Source organism: Frankia sp. CpI1-P, assembly GCF_001421075.1.
Classification (GTDB): Bacteria; Actinomycetota; Actinomycetes; order Frankiales; family Frankiaceae; genus Frankia; species Frankia torreyi.
Genome location: NZ_LJJX01000003.1, coordinates 99,844 through 116,603, shown reverse-complemented (window position 1 = coordinate 116,603; position 16,760 = coordinate 99,844). Strand labels below are relative to the sequence as shown.

Sequence of the window (16,760 nt, the reverse complement as noted above, 5' to 3'; positions counted from 1 at the left end):
CCAACCGGCGAACACTGCGTGGCCGGCGAACACGGCACGCAGTTATCCACAACCAAAAAAAGATGCTGGCCCAACGGAAGAACAACCGTCATCGTCTTCTCATGGCCCATAACCCTGGCCGACTCTCCTGGCAGGAGATCGCCACCCCCCAGGCCGGCGTGATCACAATCCGCGACGCGGTCGCCGCCGGCATCACCCGTACCGAGATCCGCCGACGCCTCGATGACGGCCGCTGGCGGCAGCCCGTCCGCGGCGTCCTGATCACCGACCTCAACCCCGCCACCGGCCCGCAGCACCTGTGGGTCGCAGTGCAGGCCATCGGGCCGGATGCAGTGCTCGCGGGCGGATGTGCGGCGGCGCTCGCCGGGCTGGTCGGCCACGACCCTCAGCCGGTGACCGTGCTCATCCCGGCCGACCGCCGTGTCAGCGCTCCGCCGGGGGTACTGCTACGGCACAGCGCGCGCCTGGAATCCAGCGAGATCGACCCGCTCCGGCTGCCCCGGCGGACCACACCGGCCCGGTCCCTGATCGACATGGCGGAGTGGNCGGCGTCCCGGGCCCTGGCGCAGGACGTCCTCTGCGACGCAGTGCGCCAACAGATCGTCACCGTCCGCGGCCTGCGCGAGGCGTTGTCCCGCCGCGGCCCGATCAGCCGGCGCACGCTGATCGCCGAGACGCTGGATCGGCTCGGCGCGGACGCGCCGCACCTCACCGAGATCATGTTCCGCCGGATCGAGCGGCGGCGCGAGCTGCCCCCGGCGGGCTATCGGGTCGAGGGTCCGGCGGACGAGCCGACCTCGCGGCTGACCGTGCGCTACGAGCCGTGGCGGGTGCGGGTCGAGGTCGCGGTCGAACCGACCGCGAACCGGCTGATCACCCAACGTGATCCCAGTCAGGACATCCTGGTCCGGTTGCCGGCGCACCTGCTGCGGACCGCGCCGGACGACGCCGCCGACATCGTCGCCGAGGCCCTGCGCGAACGGGGCTGGGTGCCGCCGACGGATCACCCCCAGCGGGCCCTGGCCTCCTGACGAGGAGGCCACCGCAGGTGGCCGGAGGGGTTGGCGGCGGCCTGATCTTGCCGTAACTTTGAGCGAACGTTGCGGGAGCTTCCACCCGAGGAGGCTGAGAGGGCGGCTGGGCAGAAGCCCGGTGCCGCCGACCGCCTGAACCTGTCCGGGTAATTCCGGCGTAGGGAGTGATGGCCGTGGCGCGTCCGGCTCCCATCGGCTCCATCGGCCGCTCGCGGGCGCTGCTGTGCCCGCCGGCACCGGGCCGTCCGGCGGCGCCCTACCGCCCGCCGGCACCGCCACCAGGTGCGACGGACCCGGGCGGCGGGACGGCGCGCTAGCGTCCCGCGCGGCCGGCCGCCGCGGTCCCGCGGCCGATCGGCCAGTCCCACTCGGCCGGGCAAGCACCCGGCCGGGGTCTCATGCGGCCGGCCGCCGAACCAGTCGCCGCCGAACCAGTCGCCGCCGGACCGGTCGCCACCCGGCGGGACCTCGTCCGGCGCTCATGACCCGGCGTTCGTCCCCCGACGACGGCCCACGCCGGCCGGTCGCNCACCATCGCGCGTCCGTCGTCCACATGCTCGTAGCCGCCGTAGGACCGCAGTAGCTCAGGGAGACGGCAGTAGCTCAGGGAGGAGGAGAAGTCGTGTTCGCACGCCGATCGAGCCGGCCGACGGCCCTGCCGCCCGCCGATCCCCGCCGGTCGGCCGGAACGGGTCTGGAGCTCCGTGGGGTCGCGAAGCGGTTCGGCGACATCACCGCGGTGGCCGGCGCGGACCTGTCCGTCCCCCCGGACAGCCGCCTGGGCGTCGTCGGCCCGAGCGGGTGCGGCAAGTCGACCCTGCTGTCGATGATCTGCGGGCTGACCGACCCGGACGCCGGCACCATCGACGTCCTCGGCGCCGCAGACGCGCCGGGGCGGCTGGCCCGCTGCGCCTGGATGCCCCAGCGCGACCTGTTGCTGCCCTGGCGCGGCGTGCTCGCCAACGCCCGCATCCCGCTGGAGAACCAGGGCCTGACCCGCCGGGAGGCGTCGCGGCGCGTCCGGCCGCTGCTCGACCGGTTCGGCCTCGCCGAGTTCGCCGACCACCGGCCGGCGCAGCTCTCCGGCGGGATGCGCCAGCGGGTCTCGTTCCTGCGCACGGTGGCCGCGGACAAGCCGGTCCTGCTGCTCGACGAGCCGTTCGGCGCCCTCGACTCGATCACTCGGGCGGACCTGCAGGACTGGCTGCGCGCGATGCTCGCCGACGAGCCCCGCACCGTCGTGCTCGTCACCCATGACGTCGAGGAGGCGCTGCTGCTGTGCGACCGGGTGGTGGTGATGTCGGCCCGCCCCGGCCGGATCGTCGCGTCCGTCGACGTGCCGCCCTACGCCGGCACCGGCGCCGCGGCGCGGCGGGCGCGGCTCGCCGACCCCGACTTCGTCGCGCTGCGCGACACCGTCCTCGCCCACCTGGAGAGCGCCCGTTGACCGCGACGCGGTTGTGGCCGAGCGTCCTCGTCGGCATCGCGCTGCTCGGCGCCTGGGAGTTCGTCACCCGAGTGCTGCACGTCGAGGAGTACATCCTGCCGGCACCGGACCAGGTGGCGACGACGCTGGCCGACCGGTGGGACAGCACCCTGCGCAGCGCCACCTGGGTCACCGGCACGGAGATCGTCCTCGGCTTCGCCATCTCGGTCGCCGGCGGACTCGCGCTCGGCTGCGCGCTGCACTTCTCCGCCGCGGCCCGCCGAGCGCTGTACCCGCTGCTCATCGGCTCCCAGACGGTCCCGGTCGTCGTCCTCGCCCCGATCCTGGCGATCATCTTCGGCTACAGCATCACCCCGAAGCTCATCCTGGTGGCGCTCATCTGCTTCTTCCCGGTGGTGGTCGGCACCCTCGACGGCCTCGCCTCGGTCGATCCGGAGCTCGTCCGGATGATGCGGACGCTGCACGGTCGACGGGTCGCCATCTTCACCCGGGTGGAGTTCCCGGCGGCGCTGCCCTCGGTGTTCACCGGCCTGCGGCTGGCCGCCGCCTACGCCGCGACCGGCGCGGTGTTCGGCGAGTACTCGGGCGCCTCCGACGGACTCGGCCACGTGATGCGCCAGGGCGTCCCCCAGCTCCAGTCCGCGCTGGTGTTCGCCGCGATCGTGCTGCTCACCGCGATGTCCGTGGTCCTGTTCGTACTCGTGAGCTGCGCCGAACGGCTGCTCGTCCCCTGGCACCGCAATCCCACCCGAGAAGGGACCAACCAATGATCGCGCCGCGCTCCCGCCGGCTGACCATCACGGCGGCCGCCCTCGCCGCCGTCACGCTCGCGGCCGTCACCGCCTGCGGCTCCGGCGGCTCGTCCGGCGCCGAGCGCCGGGCCGCCACGGTGCTGCTCGACTGGGAGCCCAACCCGGACCATCTCGCGCTCTACTCGGCGCAGGACGGCGGCGACTACGCCGCCGCCGGGCTGAACGTCACCCTGCGTTCGCCGTCGGACCCGTCCGACCCGCTCAAGCTCGTCAGCACCGGCACCGTCGACCTGGGCATCTCCTACGAACCCGAGGTGGTCATCGCCGGGGTCGAGAAGCTCGACGTCGTCGCCGTCGNCGCCCTCATCCCCACCNCCCTGAACTCGATCATGGCCGTGGGCTCCGCCGGCATCACGAAGCCCGCCGACCTCGCCGGGGCCACGGTCGGCACCTCGGGGCTGCGCACCGACGAGGCCTTCCTCGACGCGATCGCGAAGGCCAACCACTTCGACGGCACTTCGATTCACCGCGTCGACGTCGGCGCCGACCTGCTGCCCGCCATGATCTCCAAGAAGGTGACCGCCACCCTCGGCGCCTACCGCAACGTCGAGGGCGTCACCCTCGCCGACCGCGGCCTCGCGCCGAAGGTGATTCCGGTGACCGAGGCCGGGGTGCCGCAGTACGACGAACTGGTCATCGTCGCCCGGCGCAGCCGGCTCGCCAAGGACCCCGCCTATGCCGCGCTCGTCCGCGACTTCCTGCGCGCCACGGCGGCCGGCAACGCGCGGGCGCTCGACGACCCGGCGAAGGCCACGACGACGCTCACCGGCGTCGCCGACGGCTACGACCCCAAGCTGCTGCCGAAGATGGTCGAGGCGACGGCCCCGCTGCTGCGCAACCCGGCCGGTTTCGGCCGGATGGACACGGGTGCCNGGACGTCGTTCATCGCCTGGATGCGCGCCGAAGACCTGATCAAGGCGACCGTCCCGACGGCGGACGTCGTCACCAACGCCTACCTACCCAAGCCATGACCATCGCGGATGCCGCTGCCCGACCATCCACGTTCCGAGACCAGTGAGCACGATGACGCCCGATGCCATCCCGGCCGCCGCGGCGCAGTCCNTCAGCGCGCGGCTGTGGGCCTCCACCGAGCACGTGTACGAGGCGATCCTGCGCCATCCGTTCCTCACCGGGCTCACCGATGGCAGCCTGCCGCGGGCCGCGTTCGGCCATTTCGTCGTCCAGGACGCGCACTACCTGCGGGACTACGCGCGGGCCCTGGCCGTGTGCGCGGCGAAGGCGCCCACCGAGGACGACGTGCGGGCGCTCGCGAGTGACGCCGCCGACGCGGTCGCCGCCGAGCAGGCCATGCACGCCGACCTCCTCGACGCTCTCGGCGGCCCCACGCCCACCGGCCCCACTCCCACGGGCGGGGTGGCAGCGGGCGGGGTGGCGACGGTCGCGCCGACGACCCGCGCCTACACCAGTTACCTGCTCGCGACCGTCTACGGCGGCTCCTTCCTGGAGGGGCTCGCCGCGGTGCTGCCGTGCTACTGGATCTACGCCCGGGTCGGCGCGTGGCTGCTCGCCGACTCCTCCCCCGACCCGGTGTATGCCCGGTGGATCGCCGCCTACGGCGACCCGGCATTCCAGGCGGTGGCCGACCGGGTCGTCGCCCTCACCGACCGGGTGGGCGCGGACGCATCGGCGCCGGAGCTGTCGCGAGCCGCCGAACACTTCGCGGTGACGGCGCGCTACGAGTGGATGTTCTGGGACGCCGCCTGGCGCCGCGAGACCTGGCCGATCTGACAGATCTACTACCCGTGTCTCGCGGCGTCAGATGCGGACGATGGTGATGGTTCGTCCGCTGGGGCCGGTGGCGGACTGGACCGTGGCTGAGGTGCGCCGACGACGCCCTCGAAAAGGCCGTCGGCCAGAACTCGTGTGATCACCGTTCCGAGAGCTGGGAGTCCACGTATGACGCAGCGCTGATCGCCACTCCACGGAACCGCTCGGGAGGCTCAGACCTCCTTGCGGGCGATCACCAGGTAGGTGCCCGCGAAGCCGGCGCCGTGGACGTAGCGCCGGGCGAGCCGGTCGAGGAGCCGGGCCGTGATCAGCAGGGGGCTGACCACCGCCATCATGGCGCCCCAGGCCACCAGGTGGGCGGGGCCGGCAGCCTGGNGCAGCCAGGGCATGGGGCGCGGCGCGATGGCGGTGACGACGAGCAGCAGGGCGGCGGTGAGATCGCCGAGGCCGCGGCTGGCGGCGAACCGCACCAGGACGGGCCGCAGCCCCCGGTCCTCCAGCGCCGCTAGCAGGTTGTCGACGGGGATGAGATGCGCCCGCTCCGGCACCGCCCAGCCGGACCAGAACCGGCCGAGCCAGCGCGCCTGGTGGCATTCGGCGTTCGCCAGCTCGCACAGCACGTGGCCGCCGGGTGGTAACGCCTTGGCGACGGCGTCGAGCTCCGCGGACGGGTCGTCGGCGCGTTCCAGATAGCCGAACATGCTGATGACGTCGTAGCGACCGGCGACCGCCTCGACGACATCGGGCAGCCGGCCGTGGTGGGCATGGTCGAGCCAGCCGCGCCGCAGGCCCTCGTCCAGCCCAGCGAACGTGTCGACCCCGTCGAACACCGTCGCCGGCCACACCTCGCGGGCCGCGTTCGGGAAGTGGCCGTAGCGGGAGCCGACGTCCAGCCACGCGCGCGGGACCGTGAACGGACGCACGGCGGCGGCCTGTCCACGGCGGTCGCGGGCGATCACCGCCAACGCCTGCTCGGCGATCCCGGCGCGCAGGCCGTCGTAACGGTCCCGGTCGTAGAACTCGCGGCCGGCGGGGCTCAGCGCCGGGTTGAGGAACACGTGCCCGCAGCGCCGGCAGCCGTCGAGACGGAACCGGCCGGGTTTGCGCAGGAACATGTCGGGCGAGTCGAGCCGGGTGGCCAGCTCCGCCGAACCGCACCACGGACAGTCCGCGCGGGCGCGGCGCAGAAACCGGGCCAGGCCGGCGCGGACGTCACGGCCGTAGGAGGCCCGGCTGGCCGCCGTCCGCTGCTTCTTCGCGTGCTTGACCGGGTCGGCGGGCAGCCCGGCGGCCTTGGCCTCGGCGGCCCGCGCGGCCTGCGCGCGACCGGCGCGCACCGAGTCGATGACGAACAGCAGCCCGCTGAGGATGCGCACGATCGGGGAGCGGATCAGGTCGCGGGGGGACAGCGGCACCCGGCCGGCGCAGACGAAGAACGGCTGGAACCAGAACAACGCCGTGGCCGCGAGTCCCCACGGCCGGTTGACGTGCACGCCGATGGCGGTGGCGAGCTGCGGCACGAACGGGAAAAGCTGGTTGCGCCGGGTGAATCGGTACGCGCGCTGCTGGACCCGCACGCGCATCGCCGCGTCCTCCCGGTCGGCACGCAGCCCCGGCAGCACGGCGAGGTCGGTCGATCCGGACGCGAAGGTCTTCAGCCGCTCGGTGATGTCGACGAGCTCCACCGGGTCGAAGCCGTCGCGGCGGGTGATACCGGCCCGGTCGAGGATCTCCGAGCGAACCAGCAGCGCCTGGAAGGCGCCGCGGCCGGGCACGCACCGGTCGGTGCGGTAGGTGCGGGTGTCGACCATGCGGGCCAGGTCGAGGGCGCGTTCGACGGTCAGGTCCGCGGGCACGAGATCGAGGACGTCGAGCTTGTCCCGGCTGGCGTGGTAGCTGGCCGCGCGCCGCCCGCTGTCGGTCAGCCGCACCCCGTCGGCGACGAGGAACTCGTGCGACGGATCCACCGGCCGGCCGGAGGCGGGCAGGGTCTCCAGGCGGCGCAGCCGGCCGCGCAGCCGCACCCCGTTGATGAGCAGGCCGACGCAGACCAGGACCGGCAGCCAGTCGAGCACGGCGGTCAGCCCCGTACCGGCCCGACCGCGGCGCGACCGCGCCGGCGAAACGTCATGCGGCGAGTTTCTCAAGCCGGTCCGCGGCGGCCGCAACCCCTCCCGCCGCGGCGAAGGCGTCGCGCAGCCGCCCGGCGGCCTGGCGGTGGCCGGGATCGTCGAGCAGGGACGTCACCGCGGCGCGCACGGCCGCCGGTCCGGCTCGGCCGAACTTGATCCGTAAACCCGCGCCGCTGCGCACGACCTGCTCGCCGATGATCGGTTGATCGTCGCGGACCGGGGCGACGACCAGCGGGACACCGCGGGACAGCGCCTCGCAGACCGTGTTGTTGCCGGCGTGGCAGACCACCGCGGACAGCTTCGGCATCAGCTCGACCTGCGGCACGAACGGGGCGACGAGCAGGTCGTCGGGGGCGGCGTCGGCCAGGTCGTCGACGAGGCCGGGCGGGGCGACGATGACGGCCTGCACCCGTCCCGCCAGGCCCAGCAGGCCCTCCGCGGCGGCCCGCAGGAACCGCCCGCCGGCCTCCCGGGTCACCGTGCCGAGGGAGACGAGCACCGCCTCGCGGTCCGGGTCGAGCCACTCCCAGGGGAAGGAGGCGGTCTGCGCCCGCCGGCCGACCGCGCTGCCGACGAAGGCGACATGGCGGGGCACGTCGGGGTTGCGCAGCAGCTCCCGCACGGACGTGACGAGGGTGAGCTCATCGGAGAACCGCAGGTCGCCGGCGGCGGCCTCGTCGGCGGACACGCCGCGGGCGAGTTGGAAGTCCCGCAGCAGGTCGGCGACCCACTGCCCGAGCCCGGCCAGCACCCCGTACGGGTCGTCGAACTCGGCCGACGTCGTGGCGAGAGTGGCCCAGTGCAGCCGCCGGCGACGGGCGACCAGAGCCGCACCGACCGCCTGCTGGTCGATGACCATTACATCCGGGCGGAACTCGTCGACGACCGCGTCCACCGCCGGCTCCATCGCTGCGGCCAGCGGCAGCAGGAAGTCCTCCCACAGGAACTTCAGCGACGCCGGGCCGCGCAGCGCCCGGGAGCGGGCGACGATGTCGGCGCGATCGGCCTCGCTGAGTGTCTCCGGCAGCGCCAGCAGCGGCAGCCCCGGCGGGACCAGCCCGCCGATCACCCCCGCGTGGCCGGCGACGGCCACATTGTGACCGCGGTCGGCGAGCTCCCCGGCGATCCCCACGGCCGGGTTCACGTGCCCGGTCAGCGGCGGCACGACAAACAGGACGCGGCTCACGGCCGGCTCCTCAGCCCACCGCCGGGCGGCGCCCGGTGTTCAGGTCGGGCGGCGGCACCATCTGCGTCACCCACTCGGGGGTGACGAAGCGTCGCTCGGTCGGGCGCACGTAGGGCGGGGGTGGCGTGCGCCGGTCGAACAGCCACCAGCGCAGCAGGTCGCGCAGGTAGCCGGTGGCCTCGCGCAGCACCATGTGGGTGTGGTGCTCCAGCACGATCAGGGTGCACTCGGGGACGAGGGCGGCGAGCCCGGCGGCCTGCCCGATGATGTCGGAGTTCTCCCCGTAGACGGCGAGCACCGGAATCGGCAGCGCGGCGAGNGCCTCGGCGGAGAACGCCGGCGTCGCCAGCATGTCGGTGGCGATCGTCGTGTCGGACAGCAGCCGCTGGGCGGCCCGGGTGGCCTTGGTGATCGCCCGGCCGGCGCCGTTGTCCAGCCACTCCTCGACCTCGTCGTCGGTCATCGCGACGAGGATCTGGCTCAGCGAGCGGGCCATCTCCTCGCCCAGGCCCTCGATGAGGAACGGCGGCTCGATGAGCGTCAGGCTCGCGACCCGAGCGGTGAACTCCAACCCGAACGCCAGGGCCAGCGTCGCACCGTAGCTGTTGCCGACGACGTGCACCGGGCGGTCCACCCCGAGGGCGTCGAGCAGCCCGGCGAGGTCGGCCATCGAGTCGGCGAGGCGGTAGCCGCCGCGGGTGCGCTCGCTGCGGCCGTGGCCGCGCAGGTCGTAGCAGATGACGTCGCAGCCGGCGTCGGCCAGGCAGGTACCCAGCGAGAAGTAGAAGCTGGAGATGTTGTCCATCACCATGCCGTGCACCATGACGACGATCGGCGAGTCCGCGGACGCGCCCCCGCGGGGTTCGAGCCGCTGCACATGCAGGCGGACGCCGTTCGCGATGACCTCTGCCACGGGCCTTGCCTCCTTGTCGATATGGATGCCGGGTCGGATGCGGATGCCGGATCGGATGCGGATCGCCGGTCGGATGCGGATCGCCGGTCGAGACCGGATGCNCCGAGCGGCCGTCAGGCCGACCCGGCGGTCGCGGGCGCCGGCAGGCTGTCGACGATGAACTGGACGACCTCACCGACCCGCATGTTGATCACCTGGTCGACGTCCATCCTGGCGAGGAAACCGACGAAGTCGACGGCCTCGCCGTAGCGCTCCCGCAGCCGGTCGGCGAGCGCCACGAACTCGATGCTCTCCAGCTCCAGGTCCTGGCTGAACGTGGTCTCCATGGTGATGTCCATGTCGATCACGTATTCCTCGCCGATGACCTCGCGCAGGTCCTCGGTGACCTCGCCGAGCACCCGCGTCTCGGTCTCCGCCCGGCCCGCGCCGCCCGGTCCCGCCGTCTCCTGAACAGACATGATCGCTACTCCTTACTCGCTGGGAAGGCCGTTTGCCTCGACCTCGGGGGAGGTCCAGGCGACCACATAGGTCGCGGCGCCGGCCCGCCGGGCGGGGGCGCCGTCACGCGCAGCAACCTGACCGATGACGGTGGCGGAACGCACGTCCCTCGCCACGGCCCGGCCGTCGGCGCCGCCCGAGTCCGGCTCGGGGGCCCCGGGTGCGCCGCCTTCCGGCCGGATCCGGCCGGAGGCGTCCACCGTACGCAATGCCACCCACCGGGAGCCCCGCGGGAGCGGCCCGTCCGGACCATCCCCGTAGACGGTGACCCGGACCAGTTCGGGCGGAGCGTGCCCGGCCCAGTCGGCCGCGGCCCAGGCCCGTCCGGGCCGGTGCGGGCCGTCGACGACGAACTGGCGCGGTCGGCCCGCGAGCCCGGTGCCCTCGGCCTTCGCCGCCGCCTCCTTCGCCGCCCACAGCCGGGTGAACCACAGCGCCCGGCGTCCCGGATCGTCGCCAGCGACCCGGTCGAGCAGGTCGCGTTCGACCGGGGCGAGCGCCGCCAGCTCGACGCCGGGCGCCCGAACGACGATCTGCTCGATGTCGATGCCGACCGGCCCGTCCGCGGACACCAGCGCCACCGCCAGCTCCGGCTTGTGCGCGAGGGACACCCGCGGGGGGTCGCCGGCCGGGATGCCCGGCCGCGCCGGCAGGGCGCCGACCAGCGGGGCGCCCAGCCCGTCGTGCTCGATCCGGACCTCGATCCCCCAGACGGGCCCCGCACCGCGCGCCCACAGCCAGCGCCGGACGGCGTCCTGGACGGCGATGCGCCCCAGCAGCCAGCCGCGCGCCGCCCGCGGGTTGAGGCCCGCGAGCCGGGCCCGGTCGGCGGAGTCGGCGTAGTGGCGCACGATCAGCTCGCGCGAGGCCGAATCGGACCAGCGGTCGAGCGCGACCACCCAGCCCTCGCCCGAGGGCTGGGCCACGGTGTGCAGCTCCGGGGCGCGGACCATCGCCCAGAGCACGTCGTCGTTGGCGAAACGCCGATCGGTCCAGGCCGACACGACCGCCCAGAGCGACCCGTCGAGCCGGCGCAGCTCGAGGTCGGCGGTCACCGTCCGTTCCGCGACCTGCCGGATCCGCACGACACAGTCGACCAGGTCGCCCGCCACCGGCGCCGGACCGTAGAAGCGCAGGTCGGACAGGGACTGCGGCAGCAGCAGCGAGTCCGCGGGCAGGTTCTCCATCGCCCAGTAGCCGAAGAGCTGCCCGGCGTTGTCCAGCAGCGCGCCGGACGCGGCCGGCACCCGCAGCCGCCCGCGGATGCCGGCCGCGGCGATCGCCTCGATGCGGTGGATGCCCTGGTATCCGGGGCCGTGGAAGAGGAAGTGACCGCCGTAGAGATCGCTGCCCTGGTGGCGGGATGGCTGCTCGCCGGGCAGGATCGGCCCGGTCGGGCCCGCCGGCAGGTCCGCGGNGGCTGCCGTCGTCTGCGGGGACGGCGGGTAGCCGTCGGCGAACACGACCGTGCCGCGGGCGTAGCCCTCCATGGTCACCCGGACCGCGTCCGGCCCCGCCGGGGTGAGGATGACCGACACCTCCACGGCGGGCTCGATCGCGAGCCAACGCAGCGCCCGGACGTCCCGGATGCCGATCGGCACCCGCCCCGGCATCAGCGCCGCGGCCTGCGCGATCATGAGTTCGAGCACCTCGGTCATCGGCACGACCGGGAACAGGTCGGACAGGTCGCGCCAACCCGGCGGCTGGCGGTAGAAGCAGTGGTCGATGATGTGCGGCATCGACTCCAGCGACAACCGGCGACGGACGGTCCGCGGCCCGAGTGCCAGGCCGCCGCCGGAGGCGGCCGCGTCGCGGCTGGCGGGTTCGGCGTGGCTGGCAGGCTCGGCGTGGCTGGCAGGCTCGGACGCGCCGGGACCCCAGGAGGCGGTGGCGCCCGCTCCGCGGGGCGCCGGCACGCCACCGGACCCACCGGACGCGGGCACGGTGCCCATCCCGCCGGCCGCGGGGCCGCCGCGCCGTCGTGGTGGCGCGCCCCGCGGGGCGGTGGGGCCGAGTGCCCACCGGTCGACGACCGTGGACATCACCGCACCGGCGTCGGCCAGCGCCGCACGCAGCTCGTCGAGAACCGGATGGCTGCCGGCGGCGCCCACAGCCGGGAGAGCCGGATCCAGGTGATCCGGTCCCAGGAGGGCCGGGCCGGGGAGGGCCGGGACAGGGAGATCCGAGCCAGGGAGGGCCGGGACAGGGAGATCCAGGACAGGGAGGGCCGAGCCCAGAAGATCGGCGGCCGCGGGTCCGAGGCGCACCAGCGGCGTGCCGAGGTTCAGCCGGACAGGGGTGCCCCGGCGCCGCGGCAGCTCGATGGCCCTCCCGGCGGAGGGCGTCGGGGTCAGGGCCTGCGCGGGGGACGGGGTCGGCTCGCTGGCCGGCACCGTCACCGGGGTGGCGGGCCGCTCGGGGCGGGTCCGGCAGGGCAGCAGATCGAGCCGCGGGGCCGCGCCCTCCACCCACAGCGCGGCGGCCACGCGGCGCAACTGGTCCAGCCCGGAACGCTTCGGGGAGTTCGTGACCAGCGCGACGTGATCGTGACCGGGCAGCGTGTTGTCGACGAACCCGGCGACGCTGCCCACGCCGACCTGGACGAAGGCGCGCACGCCGGTGTCGTGCAGCCGGCGGACGAGCTCCCGGAACCGCACAGGCTCGACGAGGTGACGCAGGGCGAGCGCCCGGACGGCGTCGTGGTCGCGCGGGTAGGGCGCGACCGTCGTCGCCGACCAGATCGGGATCGTCGCCTCGGCGAGGGTGACGTCGGCGAGGTTGGTCCGCAGCCGGTCCAGGTAGGGCTCCAGGAACGGGGAGTGGAAGCCGGAACGGAACGGCAGGANCTGCCCGAGCACGCCGTCGCGGCGCAGCCGCTCGAGCGCGGTGCGCACGCTCTCCTCGCGCCCGCAGATGATCGACTGGTGCGGGCAGTTGTCGTGGGAGACGACGACGTCGCCGAGATCGGCGATGACCTCGGCGGCCCGCCCGGCGCCGCAGCCCAGTGCCCCGAAGACGACCCCGGGCACCTCCAGTGCGGCCGGGTCGAAGCCGGCGATGAAGGCGTCGGTGGACTCGCCGGTGATGAGCCCACCGCTGATCATCGCGTTCCACTCGCCGATGCTGTGCCCGCCGACGAGGTCCGGGACGATCCCGAGGCGTCGCAGCGCCTCGTCGAGGATCCGCCCCACCTCGACGCTCGCGACGCCGTGCCGGCCGAGCAGCCCGGTGTCGTCGAGGGCCGGGCGGACGAGCCCGAAGTGCGCGCAGACGTCGTCGATGCGCGGGGAGAACTTGTCCTCCAGGCCGCAGAACAGGAACGCCGTCCGCCCGGCGGGCGTCCCGTCGGGCCGGGCGGGGTCGAGCAGGCCGGCCGGGGTGAACCACAGGTCGTTGCGGCCCCGCCACGGGTTGCCCCGCCCCACGACCGTCCGGGCCAGGGCGAGCCGGCGCGGGGTCGGCGCGACCAGGGCGAGCCGCCAGGGGCCGCCGGCCGGCGGGCTCGCCGCGTCGTCCCGGTCGAGCAGCTCCGCGTCGTCGACGTCGAGCTGGGCGAGCAGCTCCGCCGGGCTGCTCCCGGCGAGCAACAGGACCGCCTCCGCGTCCGGATCGGCCACCCGCGCAGGGTCAGCCGGCGGGGGGGCGGGGAAGGTGTGGGCCAGGGTCACCGGGGCGGTCGGCGGTGCCTCCTCGACGACGAGATGGGCGTTGATGCCGCCGAAACCGAAGGCGTTGACGCCGGCGCGCCGGGGACCGCCGCCCGCCGGGGTGTCCCAGTCGGTCGCCGCCCGCACTGGCGCGAACCGGCTGCCGGCGAAGGCGGCGTGCGGCTCGTCGCAGTGCAGCGTCGGCGGCAGCACCCGGTGGTGCAGGGCGAGCGCGGTCTTGATCAGCCCGGCCGCGCCCGCCGCCGGCATCGCATGGCCGATCATGGACTTGACCGAGCCGATGCCGATGTCCGCGCGTCCCGCGCCGCCCGTACCGGCTGCGGCCGCCGTGCCGAAGATCCGGCCCAGGGTCGCGAGCTCCACGGCGTCGCCGGTCGGGGTGGCCGTGCCGTGCGCCTCGACCAGGCCGATCGCGCCGGGTGCCGTCGGGTCGAGCCCGGCGTCCGCCCAGGCGCGCCGCACGGCGAGGGTCTGCCCGTCGGCGGCGGGGGCCATCAGGGAGGCGGAGCGGCCGTCGCTCGACGTGCCGGCCCCGCGCAACACCGCGTAGATCCGGTCGCCGTCGCGGCGGGCGTCGGCGAGCCGGCGCAGCACCAGCATGCCGACGCCCTCGCCGATGAGGATGCCGTCCGCCCGCCGGTCGAACGGGCGGATCGCCTCGCTCGGCGACAGCGCCCGCAGCAGGGAGAACACGCTCCAGAACGACGGTTCGTGGACGAGGTGGGCACCGCCGACGATCATCGTGTCGGTGCGGCCGGAGCCGAGATCACGCATCGCCATCTCGACGGCGATGAGCGACGACGCGCAGGCCGCGTCCACCGTGTAGGCGGGACCGCGCAGGTCGAGCCGGTTCGCGATGCGGGACGCGGCGAGGTTGGGCACCAGGCCGATCGACGCCTCCGGGCGGGCCGGACCGAGCTGCGCGACGAACGCCTCGCGGACGCGTTCGACCGCGTCGGCGGGCAGGTCCGGCAGGACCTCGCGCAGGGTGGTGACGAGCTGGCGGGAGGTGCGTACCCGCTGCTCGAGCCGGGCCACCCCGGACCCCACGTAGCCGCCGCGGCCGAGGACGACGCCCACCCGCTCGGCGTCGCCGAGCCCGTTGGGCCCACCGGCGTCCGTGATCGCCTCGGCGGCGAGCCGCAGCGCCAGCAGCTGGTCCGGCTCGGCCCAGTCGACGGCGTTGGGGACGATGCCGAACGCCGTCGGGTCGAACGTCGCGAACTCGTCGACGAAACCGCCGCGCCGGCAGTAGAAGCCGTCCGCCGCACCGGCCGGAGCCGCGTCGGTACCCGCGCCCCGCCGCGTGCCCGGCGCGGCGAGCGGCCGCTCGGGCGGGAAGTAGTCGTCGACGTCGAAGCGATCCCGCGGGAGCGCCCGGATCGCGTCGACCCCGCCAACGATGTTGCGCCAGAACGTGTCGAGGTCGCCGGCGCCCGGGAACAGCGCGGACATCCCCACCACGGCGATCGGCGGCGCCCCGGACCCGCCCCCGGGGTCACGCATCGAACGCCTCCGCCTCGGCGCACATGTAGACGACCTGCGCCGGACCGTCGGGCGGGCCCGCCAGCTCGCTCAGCAGCGCGGCGACGCCGTCGGCCGGGTCGATCAGGCCGATGCCGCGGCGGGCGTACTCGCGGGCGAGCTCCGCGGAGACCATCCCGCCGCCCGCGGCGGCCGGCGACGCCCAGGGGCCCCAGTCGACGCTGACGATCCGGCCGGCGAAGCGCCCCGCCGCCGCACCCGCGAGCGTGTCGAGGGCGTCGTTCGCGGCGGCGTAGTCGGCCTGACCCCGGTTGCCGAACACCCCCGCGACGCTGCCGAACAGGGCGACGAAGCCGACGTCGTCGCGGACCGCGGCGAGCAGGGCCCGGGCGCCGTCGACCTTCGTTCGGTAGACCCGGTCGAACGACTCGGGCGTCTTGTCGCGCAACAGCCGGTCGGCGAGGACGCCCGCGCCGTGCACGAGCCCGTCGAGGCGACCGTGGCGGGCGTAGACGTCGGCCACCACCGCGGCGACGGCCGCGCCGTCGCGCACGTCCACCGCGTGGTAACGCACCGAGGACGCCAGCCCGCGCAGGGTCGCCAGCGTCGCCCGCACCTCCCGCTCGGCGAGCAGTCGGGAGACCCGAGCCTCGATCTCGGCCGGGCGGCGGACGCCGGTCTCGATCAGCGCGCGGCGCAGCGCCGGGGCGTCGGCCGCGCCCGCGGTGGCGGGATCCTCGGGCCCCGCGGGCGGCAGGGTGCGCCCGATCAGCTCGACGGTGCAGCCGCTGCGCCGGGCGAGCTCGACGGCGACCGCCGCGGTGATGCCCCGGGCGCCGCCGGTGAGCAGCACGACCGAGGACGGGCCCAGCCCGGCCGGCAGGCTGCCGGCCCCCCCGGCACCCGCGGGCCGTACCCGCAGGGTGGCTCGCGCCCCCTCCCGGTAGCCGACGACCAGCGGCCCACCCGGGGTGAGCAGCTCGGCGAGCAGGCTGTCCGCGATCCGGCGGGGCTCGTCCTTCGGCTCGACGTCGACGAGGCGCAGCGCCAGGCCGGGCACCTCCCGGGCGATCGTGCGGACGAGGCCGGCGAGCCCCGCGCCCGGGGTCGGGCGGACGACGAACTCCCCGGCGTCAGCGCGTCGGGCGTGCTCCAGGGCGTCGACCGCGCTCGGGTCGGCCGGCGCGCCGGTGGCGGTGGCGGTGGCGCGGGCACGGCCGAACCGCCCGCCGTTGCCGGTGGCGATGAGCACCCGCCGGCTGCCGCCCAGGGCCGCGGCCCGCAGGGCTGGGAACGCACCGGGCAGGATCGCGTGCTCGTCCGCGCCCGGGTCGGCGGAGGCGATCCAGACGAGACCGTCGGCGCCGGCCCCAGCCCGGATCTGGTCGACGAGGCCGGCGTCGTCGGCGGCGAGGATCCGCGCCTCGGCGCCCGCCTGCTCCAGCCGGGTGGCGAGCGCCAGGCCGACCCCGAGACCGCCCTCCACCAGCAGGAAGCGGGAGCCGGCGAGGTCGGTCGGCGCCGCGCCGGCCGGCGCGGGCAGGATCTCCGGCTCGACGACGAAGCGCCGCAGCGGAATCGCCCCGACCGGATCGCCGACCACAGCGGACCCGAGGTCCGGGGAAGACCCGACGGCTGGGGAAGACCCGACGGCTACGGGCGACCCGACGGCTACGGGCGACCCGCCGGTCAGCGCCGCCGCGGCGGTGGAAGCGCTGGGCTCGGTCCCGCCGGCGGTCGAACCGACGATCCAGTCGACGATGCCGCGGACGGTCTTGATCGCCGCCAGCTCCTCGACGACCTCCTCGTCCAACTCCCCCGAACCCGCCTCCACCA

At 75.0% G+C, this 16,760-nt stretch carries 10 protein-coding genes, 5 pseudogenes and 1 riboswitch; of the genes and pseudogenes, 6 read left to right on the top strand and 9 right to left on the bottom strand.

The window, feature by feature from the left end:
• Window positions 1-62 precede the first annotated feature (62 nt).
• From FF86_RS64875 to tenA, 6 genes and pseudogenes are all read left to right on the top strand, one after another.
• Window positions 63-545: pseudogene (locus FF86_RS64875) on the top strand (type IV toxin-antitoxin system AbiEi family antitoxin domain-containing protein); the annotation flags it as partial.
• A 547-nt stretch (window positions 546-1,092) separates the two neighbouring features.
• A riboswitch (TPP riboswitch) is annotated at window positions 1,093-1,217 on the top strand.
• A gap of 439 nt (window positions 1,218-1,656) precedes the next feature.
• Entirely contained in the window at window positions 1,657-2,481 is an 825-nt protein-coding gene (locus FF86_RS03170) for an ABC transporter ATP-binding protein (protein ID WP_055406793.1), read from the top strand.
• A complete protein-coding gene (locus tag FF86_RS03165; RefSeq protein ID WP_242418084.1) occupies window positions 2,478-3,251 on the top strand; it encodes an ABC transporter permease in 774 nt (257 codons plus the stop codon). Before FF86_RS03170 ends, FF86_RS03165 begins: the two co-directional genes overlap by 4 nt.
• Window positions 3,248-3,590: pseudogene (locus FF86_RS39280) on the top strand (ABC transporter substrate-binding protein); the annotation flags it as partial. The gene FF86_RS03165 and the pseudogene FF86_RS39280, both read left to right, overlap by 4 nt.
• Before the next feature lie 18 nt (window positions 3,591-3,608).
• Window positions 3,609-4,165: pseudogene (locus tag FF86_RS39270) on the top strand (ABC transporter substrate-binding protein); the annotation flags it as partial.
• A 191-nt stretch (window positions 4,166-4,356) separates the two neighbouring features.
• Window positions 4,357-5,042: thiaminase II (gene tenA, locus FF86_RS03155; protein WP_206778886.1), on the top strand; the 686-nt coding region annotated here is incomplete at its 5' end.
• A 376-nt stretch (window positions 5,043-5,418) separates the two neighbouring features.
• Here tenA and FF86_RS03150 read toward each other — a convergent pair.
• From FF86_RS03150 to FF86_RS03125, 9 genes and pseudogenes are all read right to left on the bottom strand, one after another.
• On the bottom strand, window positions 5,419-7,117 hold a 1,699-nt coding region (locus FF86_RS03150; protein ID WP_242418083.1), incomplete at its 3' end, for a class I SAM-dependent methyltransferase.
• 52 nt (window positions 7,118-7,169) lie between these two features.
• Window positions 7,170-8,360, bottom strand: a complete 1,191-nt coding sequence (locus FF86_RS03145) for a glycosyltransferase (RefSeq protein WP_044884349.1) — start codon at window positions 8,358-8,360, stop codon at window positions 7,170-7,172.
• Window positions 8,361-8,370: 10 nt separating this feature from the next.
• A pseudogene (locus FF86_RS39265) lies at window positions 8,371-8,679 on the bottom strand (alpha/beta fold hydrolase); the annotation flags it as partial.
• Window position 8,680: 1 nt separating this feature from the next.
• Window positions 8,681-9,273 (bottom strand): alpha/beta fold hydrolase (locus tag FF86_RS03140; protein ID WP_242418082.1); only part of this gene is annotated, 593 nt, incomplete at its 3' end.
• A 113-nt stretch (window positions 9,274-9,386) separates the two neighbouring features.
• On the bottom strand, window positions 9,387-9,731 hold the full coding sequence (locus tag FF86_RS03135; RefSeq protein WP_044884351.1) for a phosphopantetheine-binding protein: 345 nt from the start codon (window positions 9,729-9,731) through the stop codon (window positions 9,387-9,389).
• Window positions 9,732-9,743: 12 nt separating this feature from the next.
• On the bottom strand, window positions 9,744-10,724 hold the full coding sequence (locus tag FF86_RS39260) for a 4'-phosphopantetheinyl transferase family protein (protein WP_396229751.1): 981 nt from the start codon (window positions 10,722-10,724) through the stop codon (window positions 9,744-9,746).
• A 465-nt stretch (window positions 10,725-11,189) separates the two neighbouring features.
• Window positions 11,190-12,616: pseudogene (locus FF86_RS39255) on the bottom strand (beta-ketoacyl synthase); the annotation flags it as partial.
• Between the two features lies 1 nt (window position 12,617).
• The coding region (locus tag FF86_RS39250; RefSeq protein WP_304438091.1) for a beta-ketoacyl synthase N-terminal-like domain-containing protein at window positions 12,618-14,945 on the bottom strand (2,328 nt) is incomplete at its 3' end.
• The coding region (locus FF86_RS03125) for an SDR family NAD(P)-dependent oxidoreductase (RefSeq protein WP_044884353.1) at window positions 14,938-16,760 on the bottom strand (1,823 nt) is incomplete at its 5' end. The genes FF86_RS03125 and FF86_RS39250, both read right to left, overlap by 8 nt.